21 protein-coding genes and 3 tRNA genes are annotated in these 20,984 nt (G+C 61.7%); 17 read left to right on the top strand and 7 right to left on the bottom strand.

The features are described from left to right. Nucleotides 1-597: PD-(D/E)XK nuclease family protein (locus QWB57_RS08810; protein WP_288969178.1), on the top strand; the 597-nt coding region annotated here is incomplete at its 5' end. Continuing rightward, complete coding sequence (gene recD, locus QWB57_RS08805; RefSeq protein WP_288969176.1) at nucleotides 594-2,459, top strand: exodeoxyribonuclease V subunit alpha; 1,866 nt, start codon at nucleotides 594-596, stop codon at nucleotides 2,457-2,459. The genes QWB57_RS08810 and recD, both read left to right, overlap by 4 nt. A 113-nt stretch (nucleotides 2,460-2,572) precedes the next feature. On the opposite strand, the gene QWB57_RS08800 is transcribed toward recD, so the two are convergent. Together QWB57_RS08800 and QWB57_RS08795 are read right to left on the bottom strand one after the other, a co-directional pair. Then, nucleotides 2,573-2,649: transfer RNA gene (locus QWB57_RS08800), tRNA-Asn, on the bottom strand. Nucleotides 2,650-2,730: 81 nt separating this feature from the next. Beyond that, nucleotides 2,731-3,261, bottom strand: coding sequence for a GspH/FimT family pseudopilin (locus QWB57_RS08795; protein ID WP_223626755.1), 531 nt, complete (start codon nucleotides 3,259-3,261; stop codon nucleotides 2,731-2,733). A gap of 172 nt (nucleotides 3,262-3,433) precedes the next feature. On the opposite strand from QWB57_RS08795, the gene uvrB reads away from it, so the two are divergent. From uvrB to rfbD, 15 genes are all read left to right on the top strand, one after another. Next, the gene (gene uvrB / locus QWB57_RS08790; RefSeq protein WP_288969175.1) at nucleotides 3,434-5,482 is read left to right on the top strand and encodes an excinuclease ABC subunit UvrB; all 2,049 of its coding nucleotides are present in this window, start codon (nucleotides 3,434-3,436) and stop codon (nucleotides 5,480-5,482) included. Between the two features lie 70 nt (nucleotides 5,483-5,552). Beyond that, a tRNA-Val gene (locus QWB57_RS08785) sits at nucleotides 5,553-5,627 on the top strand. Nucleotides 5,628-5,864: 237 nt separating this feature from the next. Continuing rightward, entirely contained in the window at nucleotides 5,865-7,766 is a 1,902-nt protein-coding gene (gene thrS / locus QWB57_RS08780) for a threonine--tRNA ligase (RefSeq protein WP_223626758.1), read from the top strand. 41 nt (nucleotides 7,767-7,807) lie between these two features. Next, the gene (infC, locus tag QWB57_RS08775) at nucleotides 7,808-8,377 is read left to right on the top strand and encodes a translation initiation factor IF-3 (protein WP_223626760.1); all 570 of its coding nucleotides are present in this window, start codon (nucleotides 7,808-7,810) and stop codon (nucleotides 8,375-8,377) included. A 385-nt stretch (nucleotides 8,378-8,762) separates the two neighbouring features. After that, nucleotides 8,763-8,960, top strand: coding sequence for a 50S ribosomal protein L35 (gene rpmI / locus QWB57_RS08770; RefSeq protein ID WP_027083463.1), 198 nt, complete (start codon nucleotides 8,763-8,765; stop codon nucleotides 8,958-8,960). Between the two features lie 11 nt (nucleotides 8,961-8,971). Next, nucleotides 8,972-9,331 (top strand): 50S ribosomal protein L20, encoded by a 360-nt coding sequence (gene rplT / locus QWB57_RS08765; RefSeq protein ID WP_223626762.1) that lies wholly within the window; start codon nucleotides 8,972-8,974, stop codon nucleotides 9,329-9,331. Between the two features lie 102 nt (nucleotides 9,332-9,433). Beyond that, complete coding sequence (gene pheS, locus QWB57_RS08760) at nucleotides 9,434-10,444, top strand: phenylalanine--tRNA ligase subunit alpha (RefSeq protein WP_223626764.1); 1,011 nt, start codon at nucleotides 9,434-9,436, stop codon at nucleotides 10,442-10,444. 9 nt (nucleotides 10,445-10,453) lie between these two features. Continuing rightward, nucleotides 10,454-12,838, top strand: a complete 2,385-nt coding sequence (pheT, locus tag QWB57_RS08755) for a phenylalanine--tRNA ligase subunit beta (protein WP_223626766.1) — start codon at nucleotides 10,454-10,456, stop codon at nucleotides 12,836-12,838. A 12-nt stretch (nucleotides 12,839-12,850) separates the two neighbouring features. Then, a complete protein-coding gene (locus tag QWB57_RS08750) occupies nucleotides 12,851-13,168 on the top strand; it encodes an integration host factor subunit alpha (protein ID WP_288969172.1) in 318 nt (105 codons plus the stop codon). Beyond that, entirely contained in the window at nucleotides 13,161-13,517 is a 357-nt protein-coding gene (locus QWB57_RS08745; protein ID WP_223626770.1) for a MerR family transcriptional regulator, read from the top strand. Before QWB57_RS08750 ends, QWB57_RS08745 begins: the two co-directional genes overlap by 8 nt. Nucleotides 13,518-13,550: 33 nt before the next feature. Further along, a tRNA-Pro gene (locus QWB57_RS08740) sits at nucleotides 13,551-13,627 on the top strand. A gap of 114 nt (nucleotides 13,628-13,741) precedes the next feature. Beyond that, entirely contained in the window at nucleotides 13,742-14,797 is a 1,056-nt protein-coding gene (rfbB, locus tag QWB57_RS08735; protein WP_288969170.1) for a dTDP-glucose 4,6-dehydratase, read from the top strand. After that, on the top strand, nucleotides 14,794-15,693 hold the full coding sequence (gene rfbA, locus QWB57_RS08730; protein WP_223626775.1) for a glucose-1-phosphate thymidylyltransferase RfbA: 900 nt from the start codon (nucleotides 14,794-14,796) through the stop codon (nucleotides 15,691-15,693). Before rfbB ends, rfbA begins: the two co-directional genes overlap by 4 nt. Beyond that, nucleotides 15,690-16,253 carry a dTDP-4-dehydrorhamnose 3,5-epimerase gene (rfbC, locus tag QWB57_RS08725; protein WP_223626777.1) on the top strand — a complete coding sequence of 188 codons (564 nt, stop codon included), beginning with the start codon at nucleotides 15,690-15,692 and terminating at the stop codon, nucleotides 16,251-16,253. Before rfbA ends, rfbC begins: the two co-directional genes overlap by 4 nt. After that, nucleotides 16,250-17,140, top strand: coding sequence for a dTDP-4-dehydrorhamnose reductase (gene rfbD / locus QWB57_RS08720; protein ID WP_223626779.1), 891 nt, complete (start codon nucleotides 16,250-16,252; stop codon nucleotides 17,138-17,140). Before rfbC ends, rfbD begins: the two co-directional genes overlap by 4 nt. On the opposite strand, the gene QWB57_RS08715 is transcribed toward rfbD, so the two are convergent. The 5 genes from QWB57_RS08715 to QWB57_RS08695 are packed head-to-tail and all read right to left on the bottom strand — an operon-like array spanning nucleotide 17,129 to nucleotide 20,964. Next, the gene (locus tag QWB57_RS08715; RefSeq protein ID WP_223626781.1) at nucleotides 17,129-18,166 is read right to left on the bottom strand and encodes an acyltransferase; all 1,038 of its coding nucleotides are present in this window, start codon (nucleotides 18,164-18,166) and stop codon (nucleotides 17,129-17,131) included. The two genes, rfbD and QWB57_RS08715, sit on opposite strands and share 12 nt — an antisense overlap. Beyond that, complete coding sequence (locus QWB57_RS08710; protein ID WP_223626783.1) at nucleotides 18,163-18,981, bottom strand: M15 family metallopeptidase; 819 nt, start codon at nucleotides 18,979-18,981, stop codon at nucleotides 18,163-18,165. Before QWB57_RS08710 ends, QWB57_RS08715 begins: the two co-directional genes overlap by 4 nt. Before the next feature lie 31 nt (nucleotides 18,982-19,012). Then, nucleotides 19,013-19,549, bottom strand: a complete 537-nt coding sequence (locus QWB57_RS08705) for a hypothetical protein (RefSeq protein ID WP_223626785.1) — start codon at nucleotides 19,547-19,549, stop codon at nucleotides 19,013-19,015. 1 nt (nucleotide 19,550) lies between these two features. Continuing rightward, on the bottom strand, nucleotides 19,551-20,864 hold the full coding sequence (locus tag QWB57_RS08700) for an alpha/beta fold hydrolase (RefSeq protein ID WP_223626787.1): 1,314 nt from the start codon (nucleotides 20,862-20,864) through the stop codon (nucleotides 19,551-19,553). A 1-nt stretch (nucleotide 20,865) separates the two neighbouring features. Further along, a complete protein-coding gene (locus tag QWB57_RS08695) occupies nucleotides 20,866-20,964 on the bottom strand; it encodes a DUF4177 domain-containing protein (RefSeq protein WP_288969180.1) in 99 nt (32 codons plus the stop codon). Between the last annotated feature and the right edge of the window lie 20 nt (nucleotides 20,965-20,984).

The raw sequence follows: 20,984 nt of genomic DNA, 5'->3' as shown, positions 1-20,984 counted from the left end.
CCATTGGCGCGGCGCCTGCAGGCGGTGCTGGAGACGCCGCTGGCCGAAGGCGGTGGCCCGCGCCTGTGCGATCTCGCGGCCGATGACATGCGTGCGGAACTCGAGTTCAACTACCGGCTCGACGGCGTATCGCTGCGCGCCTTGCGCAAGGCCTGCGAGGCCCATGGGGAGCCCGGCCTGGTGCCGGTACGCGAACAGACCCTGGCGGGCTTGATGAACGGCAAGATCGACCTCGTGTTCGCCCACGGCGGTCGCTTCCACGTGCTGGACTACAAGGGCAACCAGCTCGCCGCCGGATCGCAAAGCTGCCTGCAGGACTACGCCCCTGCGGCGCTGGAGGCGAAGATGCTGGCCACTGGCTACCGCCTGCAGGCGCTGCTCTACACCGTTGCGGTCGAGCGCTACCTGCGCGAGCGCCTGGGCAAGGACTACCGCCGCGACCAGCACCTCGGTGACTGCTGGTACCTGTTCATCCGCGCGGTCGGCCTGCGCCTGCCGGACGGCACGCCCTGCGGCGTCTGGCGCCAGCGGTTTGATGATGGCCTGCTGGATGCCGTGCAGGGTGTGCTGGGGCTGGACCTGGAGGAGGCTGCATGAGCGCGTACACCGCCGGCGAGGCATTCGGTTTCGCTCGACAGCAACGGGTGGTGGACAGTCCCGACGAGTGGCGCGACCTCGATCGCGCGGTCTGGCACTGGGTGATGGCGCATGGTGGCGACGAGGCGACCGCCCGAGCGGCGGCTTGGGCCAGCCACGCCGAAGGCCAGGGCCACAGCGCGCTGCCACTGGCGTATTGCGACAGCAGCGGGCGACGGGTGCTGGATGACCGGCAATGCGACGCGCTGGCGCGAAGCCCGCTGGTGGCCGCGGTGCAGGCGGGTGATGCGCCGGAGGCACGGCCGCTGGTGCTGGATGGCGAGCATCTCTACCTGCTGCGCAATCATCGCGCCGAAGTGGACGTGGCCCGTGCGCTGCGCGCCCGCCGCGATGCCGCGCACGCACCGCGCAGCCCGATCAGCGATGCCGACCTGCGCGCGCTGTTCAACGGCAGCTGGCAGGACGCCGAGGAGCGCCAGCGCGCCGCCGTGCGCCAGGCCCTCGGCCGTCGCCTGATGGTGCTGACCGGTGGTCCGGGGACCGGCAAGACGACGACCGTGCTGCGCATGCTGCTGGGACTGTCGTGCGAACACCACGCCGTCACCGGCCGTCTGCCGCAGCTGCGGATCGCCGCGCCCACCGGCAAGGCCGCGCAACGGCTGGCGGAATCGTTGCGGCAAGGGGCCGAGCGCCTGCACGGTGGCGCACAGCCAATCGGGGCGGAATGGCTGCCGCATCTTGGCGCGGTGCTCACCGCCGATGCCGCCACCGTGCATCGCCTGCTGGGCAGCCGCGGCCGACATGGCGGCTACACATTCCACGCGGGCGAGCCGCTGCCGGCCGACATCGTCGTCATCGACGAAGCCTCGATGCTCGATCTCGGCCTGCTGCGCGCCCTGCTGGCGGCATTGCGCGAGGACGCGGTGCTGGTGCTGGTGGGCGATGCCGACCAGCTCACCTCGGTCGGTACCGGCTCGGTGATGATGGACGTGGTGCAGGCACTGGAAGACGACCTGCGCGGCGACCTGGTGCGGCTGTCGCACTGCTTCCGCGCCGATGTCGCGCTGGTGCCGATCAACGAAGCCGTGCGTGCCGGGGATGTCGCGGCGTTCGATGCCGCCATCGGCGCCGCCACTGTGCATGCGGTGCCCGACGTGGCCAGCCTGCGCCGCCGCCTGTTCGCCTGGGCGCGCGACCTGCAGGCCGCGCTGGAAGCAGTGGCCATCACCACGCCGGTTGCCGCGAACCACCAGCGCGCATTGGCTGCGCGGCTCGCGGTATTGCGTCGCCAGCAGTTGCTGTGCGCCCTGCGCGAAGGCTCGTTCGGTGCGACCCAGGCCGCCGAAACGATTGCCGCGCGCCTGCGCGCGTGGGAGGCGCTGGCGCCGTGGTCCGGCGGCGCGTGGTATCCGGGCCGCTGCGTGATGGTGACCCGCAACGACCACGCCGCACGCCTCTACAACGGCGATGTCGGCGTGTGCGTGCTGGTCGAGGACGACGCCGGCAAGCCGCTGCTCCAGGTCGCGTTCGAACGCACGCCCGATGCCGCACCGGTCAAGGACGACACCACCGACGGCGGCGTGCGCCTGCTCGATCCCAATACCCTGCCGCCACACGAAGACGCATTCGCGCTGACCGTGCACAAAAGCCAGGGCTCCGAGTACGACCGCGTGGCCGTGCTGCTGCCCCCCGATCCCGCCTCGCCCCTGCTGGTGCGACAGATGCTTTACACCGGCATGTCCCGCGCCAAAACCGTCGTCGAGTTGTGGGCGCTGTCGGAGGTCACGAAAAAAGCCCTGTCCACGCGGCTGGCGCGGCATGGGCGGCTGGCAAACCGAATAAGCGCATCCCGGCATGGATGACCTGGACGGCTACGCTGAACGAGTGCGCATGCAGTCACTGACGATTGGCTACGATTTGGCTAGGCTAGGAACGAGAAAGGGCCGCCGAAGCGACCCTAAATCATTGAAAAAATTGGCGCCCGAAGTTGGACTCGAACCAACGACCCCCTGATTAACAGTCAAGTGCTCTAACCGGCTGAGCTATTCGGGCGGGGAGCGGCATTGTAGTCGGCACTCTCCGTTCGGGCAAGCGCTTGCAGCGAAAATATTGCAATTGATGACGGGTACGCGCTTATGCGGGGCAGGGCGTGGTGGCTTTGGGATGTTCGCTGCGTGGGCGTCCCATGTTGTTGACAATCACTTGGCCCAGCAGCTCACCGGCGTGGTTGCAGATGGAAATGGTGAGATTGCTGCCGGCGCTGCTGCCATCGGGCAGGTAGCGTAATTGCTGACGCCCGGTGGTGCTGACCACGCGCAGGTGTGTGCTGGTGGGTTGCAGGTCCACCCGTAGGATGTCGTCATTGTGGTCGGGACGGCGGTTGCCATCGTCGTCCACGAACAGCATCCAGCCGGTGCTCCAATCGATACCAGCGGCGCAGCTGGTACCGTCGCTGGAGGGGCACAACACGGCGCGGCGGTTGCGGCTGACGGCAGCCATTCGCGCTAGTTGCATGTGCGTGGTCAGGGAAGCTGCGGCGGCCGTGGCGCGTTGGTGTTCGATAAAACTTGCCATGGCCGGGCCCGCAACACCCGCCAAGATCGCGATGATCGCCAAGGTGATGGTCAATTCGATCAGAGTGAAGCCAAAGTGCTGGCGGCGCATGGCGAGATTCCCGTGGGTGTGCAAGTCAGGCTAGGCGCGCCGGACTGAAGCGGGGATCGGCAGACGCCTGGACGCGATGTCGGAAAACCCCGAAATTGGGTCAGGAGTTTTGAGGTCTGTGCCTCAGGCGGCTTCGGCGTAAACTCAGCGGTTGCCCTTTGCCGTGCCCGCGATGAGCCAGTCCGTTCCCTCCGATCTCGACCTTGCCACTGCTTCGGATCGCTTCGAGTTGGTTTCGCCTTACCAGCCGGCAGGCGATCAGCCGCAGGCGATTGAAAAACTGGTGGCCAATTTTGGCGCGGGCATTGCCAAGCAGGTGCTGCTGGGTGTGACCGGTTCGGGCAAGACCTACACCATTGCCAATATGATCGAGGCGGTGCAAAAGCCGACTTTGGTGATGGCGCCCAACAAGACCCTGGCGGCGCAGTTGTATGGCGAATTCCGCGCATTTTTTCCACGCAATGCGGTCGAGTATTTCGTCAGCTATTACGACTACTACCAGCCCGAAGCCTACTTGCCGTCGACCGATACCTTCATCGAGAAGGACAGTTCGATCAACGATCACATCGAACAAATGCGGCTGGCGGCGACCAAAGCCTTGCTGTCGCGCCGTGACACGATTGTGGTGGCCACGGTGTCGGCGATTTACGGGTTGGGTGCGCCGGAAGATTACCTGTCGATGCGGCTGATTTTGTCGCGCGGTGAGCGCATCGATCAGCGCGAACTGCTGCGCCATCTGACCACGCTGCAATACAGTCGCAATGAATTCGAGTTGGATCGCGGCACATTTCGCGTGCGCGGCGAGAGTATCGACGTGTTCCCGGCTGAGTCGGATCTGGAGGCGCTGCGCATCGAATTGTTTGATGGCGAGATCGAGCAGTTGTCGATGTTCGATCCGCTCACTGGCGAAGTGTTTCGCAAGTTGCTGCGCTACACCATCTATCCCAAAACCCACTACGCCACACCGCGTGCGCGGGTGCTGGCGGCGGTCGACACCATCAAGGAAGAATTGCGCGAGCGCCAGGAGCAGTTGTACTCGGCCAATAAATTGCTGGAAGTGCAGCGGCTGTCACAGCGCACGCAATACGATCTGGAAATGATGGCCGAGGTGGGTTTTTGCACCGGTATCGAAAACTATTCCCGGCATTTGACCGGGCGCAATGCGGGTGATCCACCTCCCACCTTGTTCGACTATTTGCCCGCCGATGCGTTGCTGGTGATCGACGAATCGCACGTCACCATTCCGCAGATCGGCGCAATGTACAAAGGCGACCGTTCGCGCAAGGAAACCCTGGTGGAATTTGGTTTTCGGCTGCCATCGGCGCTGGACAACCGGCCGCTGCGGTTTGAGGAATGGGAGCAGCGCGCGCCGCGCAGTATTTATGTGTCGGCGACGCCCGGCCCGTACGAACTGCGCGAAGCTGGCGATGATGTGATCGAGCTGGTGGTGCGCCCGACCGGTTTGGTCGATCCACCGGTCGAAATTCGTCCAGTGGCGACGCAAGTGGACGATCTATTGGGTGAGATTCACGAGCGGGTGGCGATGGGCGACCGCGTGTTGGTCACCGTGTTGACCAAGCGCATGGCCGAGAATTTGACCGAATACCTGTCCGAGCACGATGTGAAAGTCCGCTATCTGCATTCCGATGTGGACACGGTGGAGCGCGTGGAGATCATTCGCGATCTGCGGCTGGGTGTGTTCGATGTGCTGGTCGGCATCAACCTGCTGCGCGAGGGGCTGGACATGCCGGAGGTGTCGTTGGTGGCAATTCTGGATGCCGACAAGGAAGGGTTTTTGCGCAGTACCGGTTCGCTGATCCAGACCATTGGTCGTGCTGCCCGCAACCTGCGCGGCAAGGCGATTTTGTATGCCGACCGCATCACCAATTCCATGCAGCGCGCACTCGACGAAACCGATCGTCGTCGCCAGAAACAGCAAGCCCACAACGCCGAACACGGTATCGTGCCGCAGTCGGTGCAGCGTGCGGTGATGGATGTGATGGAAGGTGCGCGCGCCGAGCCGGGTGAGCTGAAGGGCCGTGGAAAAATGAAGCGGGTGGCCGAGCCGGAGCAGGAATATTTGCGGATGAGCCCATCCCAGCAAGTCGCCAAACTCAAGGCACTGGACGCGCAAATGCACCAGCACGCCCGTGATCTGGAGTTTGAAGACGCCGCCCGCGTCCGTGACCAGATCCGCAAGCTGCGTGAAGCCGCGCTGTAATTGCGGGCGCTGTGCTTGTCGTTCGCCTCAAGCACAGGCTATAATCACCGGCCCCGTGTTTGGGGATAGCGGGCGGTTAGCTCAGCGGTAGAGCACTACCTTGACATGGTAGGGGTCACAGGTTCGAACCCTGTACCGCCCACCACGCCAGATTCTCGTAAAGTAAGAGCGTTGGCGTGGCAACACATCGGAGACCAAGGTGGCCTGCGGCAGCGCAGGTCTCGCGTGCGACATGAACACTACCTGCGCCCATTGCTGAGTCTGCCGACGCATTCGTCCACGTGTTGACGTGGGTTATCGAAAGGCGCTTCGGCGTCTTTTTTCGTTTTAAATTCCGCAACCGGCCGCGCGCCAGTGCTTACGACTTTTGAGTGTTGTCACCATGATCAATATCACGCTTCCCGATGGTTCCGTGCGTTCGTTCGACAATCCCGTCACCGTAGCCGAGGTGGCTGCCAGTATTGGCGCAGGGCTTGCCAAGGCCACCCTGGCCGGCAAAGTGAACGATGTGCTGGTGGATGCCAGTACCCTGATCGACCACGATGCCGCGCTGGCGATCGTCACCGAAAAATCCCCGGAGGCGCTGGACATCTTGCGCCATTCCACGGCCCACTTGTTGGCGCAGGCTGTGCAGCGCCTGCATCCCGGTGCGCAGGTCACCATCGGCCCGGTGATCGACAATGGCTTCTATTACGACTTTGCCTACGAGCGTCCGTTTACGCCGGAAGACCTGCCCGCGATCGAAGCGGAAATGCAAAAGATCGTGAAGGAAGCCCTGCCGCTGAGTCGCAGCGTGAAATCGCGCGACGAGGCGGTGGCCTACTTCAAGGGGATTGGCGAGGCTTACAAGGCTGAAATCATCGAAAGCATTCCGGCCGATCAAACGCTGTCGCTGTACACGCAGGGCGAGTTCACCGACCTCTGTCGTGGCCCGCACGTGCCCGGCACCGACAAGCTGCGCGCGTTCAAATTGATGAAGGTGGCCGGCGCGTATTGGCGTGGCGACCACAACAACCAGATGCTCAGCCGCATTTACGGTACGGCATGGCTGAACGACAAAGAGCTGAAAGCGTATCTGACCCAGCTGGAAGAGGCTGAAAAACGCGACCACCGCAAAATTGCCAAAGCGCAGGATTTGTTTCACCTGCAGGAAGAGGGGCCGGGCCTGGTGTTCTGGCACCCCAAGGGCTGGAGCATCTGGCAGACCGTCGAGCAGTACATGCGCAAGGTCTACCGCGACACCGGCTACGGCGAGGTGCGCTGCCCGCAGATCCTCGACGTGGAGTTGTGGAAGAAGTCCGGCCACTGGGACAACTACAAGGACAACATGTTCTTCACCGAGTCCGAGAAGCGGACCTACGCGGTGAAGCCGATGAATTGCCCCGGCCATATCCAGGTGTTCAATCAGGGTCTGCACAGCTACCGCGACTTGCCGATCCGCTACGGCGAGTTCGGCGCCTGCCACCGCAACGAGCCGTCCGGCGCGCTGCATGGCATCCTGCGCGTGCGCGGCTTCACCCAGGACGATGGCCATGTGTTCTGTACCGAGGGTCAGATCGAATCCGAAGTGCGGGCCTTCCATGAGCAGGCCCTCAAGGTTTACTCGGACTTCGGTTTCAGTGACATCCAGATCAAGATCGCATTGCGCCCGGACTCGCGCCTGGGTGACGATGCCACATGGGACAAGGCCGAAGACGCCCTGCGCAGTGCGCTGCGTGCATCGGGCGTGGAATGGCAGGAATTGCCGGGCGAGGGCGCGTTCTATGGCCCGAAAATCGAGTATCACCTAAAGGACGCGATTGGCCGCACCTGGCAGCTGGGCACCATGCAGGTGGACTTCATGATGCCGGGCCGTTTGGGCGCGGAATATGTGGATGAACACAGCCAGCGCAAGCATCCGGTGATGTTGCATCGGGCCATCGTGGGCTCGATGGAGCGCTTCATCGGCATCCTGATCGAACACCACGCTGGCCAGTTCCCGCCGTGGTTGGCGCCGGTGCAGGCGGTGGTGCTGAATATCACCGATGCGCAAGCCGATTATGTCGATGAAGTAAGGAAATCCCTTGCAAATCAAGGTTTCCGTGTAATCGCCGATTTGCGGAACGAAAAAATCGGCTATAAAATCCGCGAACACACGCTGCAGCGCGTGCCCTATCTACTGGTGGTCGGTGACCGCGAGAAAGAAACTGGCCAGCTGTCCGTGCGTACGCGGGGTGGGGAAGACCTCGGTACCCTGTCCGTCGCCGAGTTCGCAGCGCGTTTGCGTGAAGAACAGGCGGGCTGACGGGCCGCCCCTGCAACAACCGGTCATTGATTCCGGAATCAATGACCGTTCCGGCCGATAACGGCCAACCCTTGGAGACAGCCACAATCAGTACCCCCGACAACAAGCAGAACCGCAGGAACCTCGAAATTCGAGTGCCGCGCGTGCGCGTCATTGGTAGCGACGGCGAGATGATCGGCGTTCTGTCGCGTGATGAAGCCTTGCGCATGGCCGAAGACGAGGAGCTTGATCTCGTCGAGATCCAGCCCAACGCGGATCCGCCGGTCTGCAAGATCATGGACTTCGGCAAGTTCAAGTTCGAACTGCAAAAGAAGGCCAATGAAGCCAAGAAAAAGACCAAGCAGGTCGAGATCAAGGAAGTCAAATTCCGCCCGGTGACGGACGAGGGCGACTACCAGATCAAGCTGCGCAAGATGCGCGAATTCCTGGTCGAAGGCGACAAGATCAAGGTCAATATCCGCTTCCGTGGCCGCGAGATGAGCCATCAGGAGCTGGGGCGCGAAATGGCGGCCCGGATTGAAGGGGATCTTGGCGAAGACATCGTCATCGAGTCGCGTCCGCGCCTGGAAGGCCGGCAGATGGTGATGATGATCGCGCCGAAGAAGAAGTAGGTTTTGCGCGGGCGACTGCCGGGGATTACGGGCAGTCAGTCCTGCCCGCCGGAATACCGGCGGGCGTGCAGACCAATGGTCTGCACGCGCAGCCTGACTCACCCCCGATACTTGCTTTGTGCCCGCAATCCCCGGCAGTGGCGGTGGCGTTGTGTGGCACACCGCAACGTCCGGATGTTCAGGACAAAGATTGCAAATCCGGTTGTGGCCCGCCATAATTGGCGGCCCGGTTCGCCGGAATTGTTGTCAGCAGTACCCAGGACCCGCCCTGATTCGCTCCTGAATCACAGGCTTACCCACCGGCAAGGCAGGATGGAAAGCGTGATCGCGCCCTCGTGGCAAGATTGCCGCCTCAGCCAGTTAGTTGATTTCGCAAGGACTCCCAATGCCCAAGATCAAGACCAATCGGGCGGCGGCCAAGCGCTTCCGGAAGACCGCTTCCGGCAAGTACAAGTGCGGCCACGCCAACAAGAGCCACATCCTCACCAAGAAAGCGACCAAGCGCAAGCGCAACCTACGGCAGACGAACCATGTTCGTGCCGAGGACGCGGGCCGTCTGGACCGCATGCTGCCGTATTTGTGAGGAGATAAGACATGGCACGAGTTAAACGTGGTGTGACGGCACGCGCCCGTCACAAGAAAATCCTGAAGCAGGCCAAGGGCTACTATCACGCCCGTCGCAAAGTCTTCCGCGTCGCCAAGCAGGCGGTGACGAAGGCTCTGCAGTACGCCTACATCGGCCGCAAGCAGAAGAAGCGTCATTTCCGCACCTTGTGGATTGCGCGTATCAATGCCGCAGCCCGCGCCAATGGCCTGAGCTACAGCCGTTTCATGAACGGTCTGTTGAAGGCCGGCATCACCTTGGATCGCAAAGTGCTGGCGGACATCGCCGTGCATGATGCGGCGGGCTTTACTGCCCTGACCGAAAAGGCCAAGGGCGCTTTGGCGGCGTAAGCTGCTGATCCACACGCAGATGCATCCGGTGGCGCAAGCCACCAACACGTGGGGAAGGGCGCAAGTCCTTCCCCATGTTCGTTTACGGGACCGTACAACCTCATGAGCGATATCGAATCGTTATCCACCCAAGCCCTGGCCGACATCGCAGCGGTCGCCACACCCGATGCGCTGGAAGCCCTGCGCGTGGCACTGCTGGGCAAGAGCGGCAGTATCACCGCGCAGCTCAAAGCGCTGGGTGCGTTGCCGGGTGATCAGCGCAAAGCCGCAGGCGAGGCCATCAATCGTGCACGTGATGCCATCGGTGATGCGCTCTCCGCACGCAAAATCAGTCTGGATGCTGCGGCATTGGATGCGCGGTTGGCCTTGGAAACGGTGGATGTCACCCTGCCGGGGCGCGATGGCACACGCGGTGGCGTGCATCCGGTCAGTCGCACGCTGGAGCGCATCACCGACATCTTCGGCCGGCTGGGCTATGCATTGGCCGATGGTCCGGAAATTGAAGATGATTGGCACAACTTCGAAGCGCTGAATTTCCCGCCGCATCATCCGGCGCGGGCGATGCACGATACGTTCTATTTTCCCGATGGTCGCCTACTGCGCACACATACCTCGGGCGTACAGATTCGCTACATGCAGGACTTGTTGGCCCAGGGTGGCACGCCACCGCTGCGCATGATCGCCGCCGGCAAGGTGTATCGCAGCGATTCCGACCAGACCCACACACCGATGTTCCATCAAGTGGAAGGCTTGTTGGTGGACGAGCACGCCAGCTTTGCCGACCTCAAAGGCACCTTGGTCGAATTCGTGCGTGCGTTTTTCGAACGCGATTTCGATATGCGTTTCCGGCCCAGCTATTTCCCGTTCACCGAGCCGTCGGCGGAAGTGGATATTGCCTGGCAGCAGCCCGATGGCAGCCAGCGCTGGCTGGAAGTGTTGGGCTGCGGGATGGTGCATCCCAACGTGCTGAAAAGCGTGGGCATCGACCCGGAAAAATACACCGGCTTTGCATTTGGCTTGGGCGTGGAACGCTTTGCGATGCTGCGTTATGGCGTCAATGATCTGCGTGCGTTTTTCGATAACGATGTGCGCTTCCTGCGCCAGTTCGCCTGAGGTGCTGTGATGAAATTCTCCGAAAACTGGCTGCGCCAGCATGTCAAAACCTCGGCCAGCCGCGATGCACTTGCGGCCACGTTGACCGCAATTGGCTTGGAAGTCGAAGCGCTCACCACCTTGGGCGAGCAGCTCGATGGTGTGGTGGTGGGCAAAATCCTAGCGGCCGAAAAACATCCCGAAGCCGACAAGTTGCAGGTCTGCCAAGTGGACGTTGGCGGTGCCGCGCCGCTGCAAATCGTGTGCGGCGCGCCCAATGCGCGTGCAGGGCTGATGGCGCCACTGGCCACCATTGGCACGCAAGTGGGCAACTTGACCATCAAGGCTGCCAAACTGCGCGGCGTTGCGTCCAACGGCATGCTGTGCTCGGCCAAGGAATTGGGCATCGATGCCGATGCTTCGGGTTTGCTGGAATTGCCGGACGATGCGCCGGTCGGCAAGCCGCTGGCTGACTATTTGGGCCTGCCCGACGCCAGCATCGAACTCAAACTCACCCCCAACCGCGCCGACTGTTTTGGCGTGCGCGGGATCGCGTTTGACGTGGCGGCAGCCACGGGCTGCGAGGTAGAACCGCTGCATGCAGAACCGGTTGCGGCGGTGACAACCGCAGCGATGGCGGTGGAATTGAGCGCCGGTGCCGATGCGCCGCGCTTTTGCTGCCGCGTGATCGAAGGCGTGAATGCAACCGCAAAAACGCCATTGTGGATGGCGCAGCGTTTGCTGCGCAGCGGTGTGCGCCCGATCAGCCTGCTGGTGGATGTCACCCAGTACATCATGCTGGAGCTGGGTCAGCCGATGCATGCGTATGACCGCGATTTGCTCACGGGCCCGCTGGGTGTGCGCCATGCGCGCGCCGGGGAAACCTTGACGCTGCTCAATGGCGATGCCGCCGAATTGGACGCGCAATTTCTGGTCATCACCGACGCCGATCGCGTGGTCGGGCTGGCCGGCATCATGGGTGGCGATGCCACCAAGGTGAGCGATGGCACGCGCAATGTGGTGCTGGAAGCCGCACATTTTGCACCGGCCGCCATCATCGGCCGCAGTCGCAAACTGGGATTGCATACCGATGCCGGGCACCGCTTCGAGCGCGGCGTGGACCCTGAGCTTCCGCCGATTGCCATCGAATACGCCAGTCGCCTGATTCTGGAGATCGCCGGTGGCACACCGGGGCCGTTGGTGGATGTGGCGCGTTTGTCTGATATGCCGCAGCCGCAAGTGGTGCGCTTGCGGCGTGCGCGTTTGGCGCGAGTGCTTGGCACGCAAGTGGACGATGCCGAGGTCACGCGCATGTTGGGCGCGCTTGGGTTTGCGGTGGAATACACCGACGCGGGCTGGACGGTGACTGTGCCGCCACGCCGCTTTGATATTGCCATCGAAGAAGATTTGGTCGAAGAGATTGCACGCATCCATGGCTATGACGCGATTCCCGCAACCCTGCCGGCGGGTTCCACGCGCTTGATCGCACCCTCGGAAACCCGCAGCAGCGAACACGATACACGTCGGCAATTGGTGGCACGCGAATATCTGGAAGCGATCAACTATGCGTTTGTCGATGCCGCGCTGCTGGCCTATTGGCAGCTGGATACGGGCAGCGTGGCGCTAGCCAATCCACTGAGTGCAGAGCTCGGTGTGATGCGCACGCGCTTGTTGCCGGGGCTCACTGCCGCGTTGGCGCGCAACAGCGCACGCCAGCAATCGCGGGTGCGGTTGTTCGAATTGGGCCGCACGTTTGCGGCGGGCAGTGCTGCGCCGATCGAAACCCGGCGCATTGCCGCCGTGGCCTGTGGTGATGCCGCCAGCGAGCAATGGGGCGTGGCTGCGCGCAAGCTCGACTTCCATGACATCAAGGGTGATCTGGACAGCCTTGCGGCAATATCAGGCGCAACACTGGAGTACCGTGCTTCCACGCAGCCATTTGCACACCCGGGCCGCAGCGCCGAGGTGTATCGCCTGAATGAAGCCGGGGATGCCGTGTGCATTGGCTGGATTGGTCAACTGCATCCACGCGTGCAGCAGGCGATGGCTATCGATGCCGAGGTGTACGGCTTCGAGCTTGAGCTCGATGCGCTGCTGGTGCGGCCACTGCCGCGTGCGGCGGCGTTGTCGCGCTACCCGTCTGTGCGGCGTGATTTGGCGTTTGTCGTCCCGGAGTCCGTGCATTGGGCGGTGATGCAGGCGACTGTGCGGCAGGCTGCCGGCAACCAGCTGCGCGACCTGCAGTTATTTGACCGTTATGTGGGCAAGGGCGTGGAAAGCGGATGCAAGAGTTTGGCTATGGCCTTGATTTTGCAAGATGATTCCCGCACTCTGACTGATCGTGACGTGGATGCCGTGGTGGCCGAGGTAGTGGCCGCGCTGAGCGCAAACCATGGCGCGGTGATTCGCGGTTGACAGGGGGCGGAAATGGCGTTGACGAAGGCGGAAATGGCCGAAAAGTTGTATGACGAAGTCGGCTTGAACAAGCGCGAGGCGAAGGAATTCGTCGATGCGTTTTTCGATGCACTACGCCAGGCATTGGAGCAGGGCCGGCAGGTCAAACTGTCGGGCTTCGGCAATTTTGACCTGCGGCGCAAGAATCCACGCCCGGGGCGCAACCCCAAGACCGGTGAGGAGATCCCGATCACGGCGCGTACTGTAGTGACCTTCCGTCCCGGCCAAAAGCTGAAAGAACGCGTTGAAGCGCTGTCCAGCAACCAGCACGCGGAGCTGGCACATGCTTGATCCCGGCAGCAATCGCGAACTTCCACCGATCCCCGCCAAGCGTTACTTCACCATCGGCGAGGTCAGCGAGCTGTGCGACGTCAAGCCGCATGTGTTGCGCTACTGGGAAACCGAGTTCCCGAGTCTGGAGCCGTCCAAGCGTCGCGGCAACCGCCGCTACTATCAGCGCCATGACGTGTTGATAGTGCGCCAAATCCGCAGCTTGTTGTACGAACAGGGCTATACCATCGGTGGTGCGCGATTGCGCTTGGATGGCGAAGGTGCCAAGCAAGAGTCGGCACTGAGCAACCAGATCGTGCGGCAAGTGCGTACCGAGCTGGAAGAAGTGTTGCAACTGCTGCGCCGCTGAGCATGTCTTTCGGCTATAATCGCCGGCCAATCTCGGGGTATAGCGCAGCCTGGTAGCGCACTTGTCTGGGGGACAAGTGGTCGTCGGTTCAAATCCGGCTACCCCGACCAATTTTCAGTGTGCCATCGGCGCATCGCAGAACCCCGCCCACAGCGGGGTTCTTGCATTTGGGCGATACTTGCATGCCTGCACTGCAGCAACGATAGAAGGACAGGGCCGTTCGCATGACAACATGGCTGGTGACCGGCGGTGCCGGGTTTATTGGTGGCAATTTCGTATTGGAAGCAGTTGCACGCGGCATTCGGGTCATCAATCTGGATGCGCTGACCTATGCAGGCAACCGCGATACCTTGCGTTCAATTGAAGCTGACACCCATCATGTGTTTGTACATGGCGATATTGGTGATCGCGCACTGGTGGCACGCTTGCTGGCCGAGTACCGACCGGAGGCGGTGGTGAACCTTGCGGCCGAAAGCCATGTCGATCGTTCGATTGACGGGCCGGCGGCCTTCATCCAAACCAATGTGGTGGGGACGCTGGCGCTGTTGGAAGCGGTGCGTGACTACTGGAAGGCGTCGGATGCTGCCACCAAGCACGCATTCCGCTTCCTGCATGTCTCCACCGATGAGGTGTATGGCAGTTTGGGTGAAACCGGCAAGTTCACCGAGACCACCGCGTATGCGCCCAACTCGCCGTATTCGGCATCAAAGGCGGCCTCCGATCATTTGGTGCGTGCCTTCCATCACACCTACGGGCTGCCGGTACTGACTACCCATTGCAGCAACAACTACGGGCCGTATCACTTCCCGGAAAAACTCATTCCATTGGTCATCGCCAAGGCGTTGGCGGGTGAGCCACTGCCGGTGTACGGCGATGGCAAGCAAGTGCGTGACTGGCTGTTTGTGAGTGACCATTGCGAAGCCATCCGCACGGTGCTGGCCGCCGGCCGTGTGGGCGAGACTTACAACGTGGGCGGCAATGCGGAGAAGCAGAACATCGAGGTGGTCAACGCCATCTGCGCGCTGCTGGACCAGCGGTGCCCGCGCGAGGACGGCCAGCCGCGCGCCTCGCAGATCACCTATGTCACCGACCGGCCGGGCCATGACCGCCGCTATGCCATCGACGCGAGCAAGCTGCGCGACGAGCTGGGCTGGGAGCCGAAATATTCGTTTGAATGCGGCATCGCGCAAACCGTCGATTGGTACTTGGATAACCAGGATTGGGTGAACCGCGTGTTGGATGGCAGTTATCGCATGGAAAGAATCGGGGTGGTGGCATGAGCCCGCTGACCAGCGGCCGCAAAGGCATCATCCTCGCTGGTGGCAGTGGCACCCGGCTGTATCCGATCACCCAGGCCATCAGCAAGCAACTGCTGCCGGTGTACGACAAGCCGATGATCTATTACCCGCTCAGCGTGTTGATGCTGGCCGGGATCCGCGAAGTGCTGATCATCAATACCCCGCACGAACAGGCACTATTCCAGCGCTTGTTGGGTGATGGCACGCAATGGGGCATGCGCATCGAGTACGCGGCGCAGCCCAGTCCCGACGGTTTGGCACAAGCATTCCTGATCGGTCGCGAATTCCTGGCTGGTGGCCCGTCGTGTTTGGTGCTGGGTGACAATATTTTTCATGGTCACGGACTCACCGAATTGCTGCAGCACGCAGATGCGCGCAGCGCCGGTGCTACCGTGTTCGGCTATTGGGTGCGCGACCCGGAACGCTACGGTGTGGCCGAGTTTGATGGCACCGGCAAAGTGGCGGGTCTGGAAGAAAAGCCGACACGGCCGCAGTCCAATTACGCGGTAACCGGGCTATATTTTTATGACCATCGGGTGTGTGATTTCGCTGCGGAGTTGCAGCCATCGCCACGTGGTGAGTTGGAAATCACCGACCTCAACAAGCGCTATCTGGAAGATGGCAGTTTGCATCTGGAGAAAATGGGGCGTGGTTATGCGTGGCTGGATACCGGCACGCATGAGTCCCTGGTGGAAGCCTCGACCTATATCGAAACCATTGTCAAGCGCCAAGGCCTGCGGGTGTGTTGCCCAGAGGAGATCGCTTATTTCAACCATTGGATCGACGCCGACCAGTTGCGCGCGCTGGCGCAGCCGCTGGCCAAGAACGGGTATGGCCAGTATCTGCTTGGCCTACTCAAGCATGGACGCATCGCATGAAAGTGATGGAAACAAACCTGCCCGGTTGCAAGATCATCGAACCTGCCGTGTTCGGTGATGCGCGTGGTTATTTTTACGAAGGTTGGAATGCCGCACGCTTTGCGGAGGACGGTCTGCCGACACGGTTTGTGCAGCACAATGTGTCGCACTCGCAACGCGGTGTGCTGCGGGGACTGCACTACCAATGGCCGCACAATGTGCAAGGCAAGTTGGTGAGTGTGCTGGTTGGCGAGGTGTATGACGTGGCGGTGGATCTTCGGCGTGGATCCCCCACGTTTGGCCAGCATGTGGCGGCCATCTTGAGTGCGGAAAACAAGCGCCATTTCTGGATCCCAGAAGGTTTTGCGCACGGGTTTTTGACTCTAAGCGATACCGCCATCTTCACTTATCTTTGCACCGCCCCATATGATCGCGACAGCGATTGCAACTTGCTTTGGGATGATCCGCAGCTGGCCATTGATTGGCCGCTGGCGGAAGTCTCGCTGTCGGCCAAGGACAGCGTTGCGCCGGTATTGGCAGACATCGCGGAAGCGCGTTTGCCAAAGTTCATCGCGCCGTGAAAATTTTACTGTTGGGCGGTAATGGCCAAGTCGGGCGCGAGTTGCGTCGCAGCCTGCCGACATTGGGTGAGGTCATCGTAGCGACGCGTGATGGTGTGGGCGCGCAATGCAGCGCTGATTTCGATTCGCCCGGGCGATTGACCGAACTGGTGTTGCAACTGTCGCCAGATGTGGTAGTCAATGCGGCGGCCTATACCGCGGTGGACCAAGCAGAGTCCGATGCCGAAGCCGCCTTTCGGATCAATGCAGAAGCCCCTGCGGCACTTGCGCGTGCGTGTGCAGCAAGAGATGCGCTACTGCTGCAGTATTCCACCGACTATGTGTTCGACGGATGCAGTACGCAACCGTATCGCGAAGACGCGGTTACTGCACCACTGGGCGTGTACGGGGCCAGCAAACTGGCGGGCGAACAGGCTATCCGCGACAGTGGTGCGCGCCATGCCATTCTGCGCACGGCGTGGGTCTATGCCGCACATGGCAAGAACTTCTTGCTGACGATGTTGCGTTTGGCGGCAGGGCACGATGCCTTGCGGGTGGTGGCCGATCAAATCGGCGCGCCCACATCCGCTGCCTGGATTGCCGATGCCAGCACGCAACTGTTGCAGCAAGGTGTGCAGAGTTCCAATACCTGGCACCTGGTCTGTGCCGGGCAAACCAGCTGGCATGGGTTTGCCCAGGCAATTGTGCATGAGGCACATGCACTGGGCTTGTTGCAACGGCTGCCGCAGGTCATCCCTATTTCGACATCGGATTACCCGACACCAGCGCAGCGCCCGGCCTATTCGGTATTGGATACTGCGAAATTGCAGCATGATTTTTCCATCGCGCCACCGGATTGGCAGCACGCGCTGCGCACGACCTTGCGCGTGTTGGCATCAACGCGTTGAGGCATTCGATACGTTCAAACGCCGCTTCCATTGCAGCGCCGGACGTTCAATGGCAAACCACGAACCCGCCGCACACAACAGTGCCAATACAGTGGCCGCCAGCATGTTATGCAGCGGGCCACCTGGCGAGTAGGTTTGCACCAGTTGCGCCATTGGCCAGCCATACAGGTATACACCGTAAGACAGATCGGTGTGACGGATTTGCGGCAATGTCGGGATCAAGGCCAGCCACAACGTGCCATAGGTGACCAGTGCGAAATATGGCAGATGGAACCACACGGTACCGCGTGCGGCGGCGGCGATGGCCAGCAGTCCCAATAGTGGCCAGACCTGCAACCGAAGCCGCGTACGATTGACCCAAAACAAGGTGCCGGTGATGAAGCACGCGGTACACCACAGAGCGTTGGTCCACATCTCGGGCAAGGGATGCCGCCACACTGCAAACGCATACGCGCCAGCCACGGCCAACGCCCACAGCGGTGTATAGCGCGGGGGGGTCAGGACGCCGCACAGGCTGGCCACCAGTAGCGCCAAGTACAGCCGTGCCTCGCCGGGCAATGTCCACAATGAGCCGTTGACTGCGGTGTAGGGCAGGTGCTCAAACACGCCGGGCAAGGTGTGCGTGGTAGACCATAACGAGGCATTGAGCAGCAGGTAGCGCCACGTTTGCGGGCTATGCCAATAGTCGCGTGCGGTCGTCAATAGCGGGCCCAGCACGAACACGCTCAGCGCCACACAGGTCACCAATGCCGGCAAGATGCGCAATGCACGTGCCTGCAAGTAGTTGCGCACGGAATTGCGTTGCAAACTGGCTGCAATCAGAAATCCGCTGATGACAAAAAACAGATCGACCGCGACTGCGCCGGCGAATTTGAATTGGGTCAACCAGGTGATGACGTCCTGGCCAGCAGTTCCGGTGATCGCCCATGCGTGGCCATAGATCACCATCCATGCTGCGACAAGGCGCAATGCATTGAAATTATTGCGGCCACTGGCCCACGCTTCGGCAATGGTGGGCGCTTTCATGCCTCGCCAAAACGCCAATGCCACGGCTCGTAGATGATCCCGTGCGGATTGTCGCGGGGGTAGCTCATCGCGAAGCCATATGCACTTGCATGGCTATGCAGCCACGCAAACGCGGGTGTGGTTTCGAAGGCCTCTTCGGCGGGCGCTGCGTCCGGCGTGCCGATATCCAGTGCCAGCCCGCTGTGGTGTTCGGAAAACCCGGGTGCGGCATTGACCGCAAGGATGTCCGGCATCGAAAGCCCACGCCCCAGCTTGCGTTCGAAAATTCCCAATTGGTAATCGTGGCTGCGATAGCCTGAAATGGCGTCCAGCATCACAGCATCGGCCAATGCAGCCGCTTGCATCCGCAGCCATGCGCGCGCGGCGTCGATGTGCAGCCAGAGCGGACGCTGAAATTGGTCGAAGCCGGCAAACGCCAGCCAGTTGGGCTCTGGCACCAGCGGCAGACCCACCTGCACCGAGTAGCTTTCGACATCCAGCCCCAGCCACTGCAAGCGCTCATGCAGGCGATGCAGCGGCAAGCGGATGACGTGCTCCAAACCGTTGCGGGTGTGCGGCAGGGCATCGCGCAAGGCCGCTTGCGCCGCGCGCAGGCCGGGTTCGCGGGCAAGCCCCGGGACCAAGGCGTGCAGGCCATCGTCCAATTCGGCGGCCAAGTACACGCCATCGCGCTTGCGCCGCAACACGCGCCGGGCACGCGCCAACAAGCGTGCGTGCGCATTGCTGCGCGCACGCAGCAGGCTGGCCGGCCATAATTCAATGTCGTCGGTATTGCGCAGCGCGAGTTTCAACGGGGCAGGTTGCAGGTGCGGCATCGGGCAAGCATAACGGGCCAGCAGGATGCCGTCAGCGATTGCCGGCGCGCAGCGCATCCAGCAGCGCTTGTGGTCGTTCAAGACTGATCAAATACTGCGTTTTGCCATCTCTGCGCGGCAGCCACAGGACTTTCTGGGAGTTGGTGATCAAGCAGAAGGCTTTGCCGAAATGCTCACGCAGACGGAAATAGCCCGCAGTGAAACCCGGTGTGGCAAACCCATTGGTCTTGATGAATGGCTTGAGTTCGGTGTGCTCTGCCAAATCCACGATGCGTGCGCGTTCTGTATCCAGTTCGGATACGGCCACGTTCTGCGTATACAGTGCGGCGCGAATTTCCAGCACGCCATTGTGCAACATCACCGAGCGGCGGCGCATGGTGAGCAACAGCAATGCCAGCACCATCGGGATGATGAAGAGTGCCGGCGTTGCGCCATGCGCAGGGTTGCCTGAGAGCGCCAGCATGCCGATGATGCCCAGCGGCAGCAGACCGGCCAAGCCGGCCAGTAGCCACCACGCCCAAGCGGGCGGCGGTGGCACGGCAAACGATTGCGCTTGTGGGGTAGCCATCTCAGTGCTGCTTAACCCAAGCGGCCACATCAGTGAGCAAGTGTGCATCCACATGCCCGGGTTGCTGGTATTCGGCCAGTGAACCTTCGCCTTCACCGGCAATCCCCAGATGATTGAGCTTGGGGTAGAGCTTGAACGTGGCCTCGGCATCGTCAGCAAAGGCATCGCGCCAGTTCTGCCAGTCGGCATCCACCACTTGAATATCGCGTGCGCCTTGCAAGAGCAGCATCGGCAACCTCACCTGTTGTGCCTCGCTAACCGCATCCACTGCCTCGATACTGCGCCAGTAGCCTGCGGGTTGGCCCATCACGGTCGGGCTGGTGGCAGCGGTTTTGGGGTCGCGGGTGATGCGCACTTGTTCGATGATGGCGTTGATCGCGGCGCGTTCGGCATCGTCGATTTTGCCGTCGTTGAGTGCCGCCAGCCGGCGGTTTTGTTCGATCAGGATATCCAGCAGCGGGCGCGTGGGCGCAGCCATCAGAATCAGTCCTGCCACATGCCCGGAGACGGCGGCAATGCGCGGTGCCAGCATGCCGCCTTGGCTGTGGCCCAGCACGAAGATGCGCTTGGGGTCGATGTCATCGGTCTTGCGCAACGCATCTACCGCGATCACCGCGTCATTGGTGGTTTCATCATCCACCCCGAAATTGCCGCCGGCAAAATCCTGCGGACGTGCCTTGGTGCGCTTGTCATAGCGCAACACGGCAATGCCCTGCGCGGCCAGCGTGCGCGCGATGTCCAGAAAGGGTTTATTGGGGCCAATGGTTTCATCGCGGTCTTGCGGGCCGGAGCCATGCACCAGCACCACGGCGGGGAACGGGCCATTGCCTTTGGGCATGGCCAAGGTGCCGGGCAGGGCGCGCTCGCCGTCGCCCACGCTGAAATCGCGTTCGCTGAAATTGGCATCGGCGGCCACCGCAGGTGCGGGGGAGGTGGATTGCGCGGGTTGAATCAAAAAGCCGACGATTTTGCCGCTGGCGTCGATGGCAAACTTCGCCACCAGTTCGGCTTTTTCAAAATGCAGCGGGATCTGCACAAAATGGGTGTCGCCTTGCGCGCTGACCTGCGCTTGCTCGCGGCCCTTGGCGTTGCCCATTTGTGCGGGCAGTGACTCCCAAATGGCTTGCAGCTTGTCAGCCGGCACTGCAGCGGCCATCTGTGGGCCAAACAGTTGCTCCACTTGCGCGTAGTGACCGGCATCCAGCGCATCCAAGGCTTGCTGTGCGAGTGCGGCAGGGTCGGCAGTTTGCGCATGGCTGGTACCGGCGATGGCAAGGCTGGCGGCAAGGACGGAGGCGATGAATGTATGACGCATCTCAGGCTTCCTTCTTGAAGATGAGGGTGGGGGAGGACACCGTGGGCGTGGCATGGACGACATTGACCAGTTCCCAACCATTGCGGCCTTGCTTGTCCAATTCTTCCTGCAAGGTTTCCA

Origin of the sequence: uncultured Thermomonas sp., assembly GCF_937872235.1 — a bacterium.
GTDB classification, from domain to species: domain Bacteria; phylum Pseudomonadota; class Gammaproteobacteria; order Xanthomonadales; family Xanthomonadaceae; genus Thermomonas; species Thermomonas beijingensis.
Note: the sequence above shows the minus strand (reverse complement) of the source record. Positions and strands in the feature narration are given on the sequence as shown.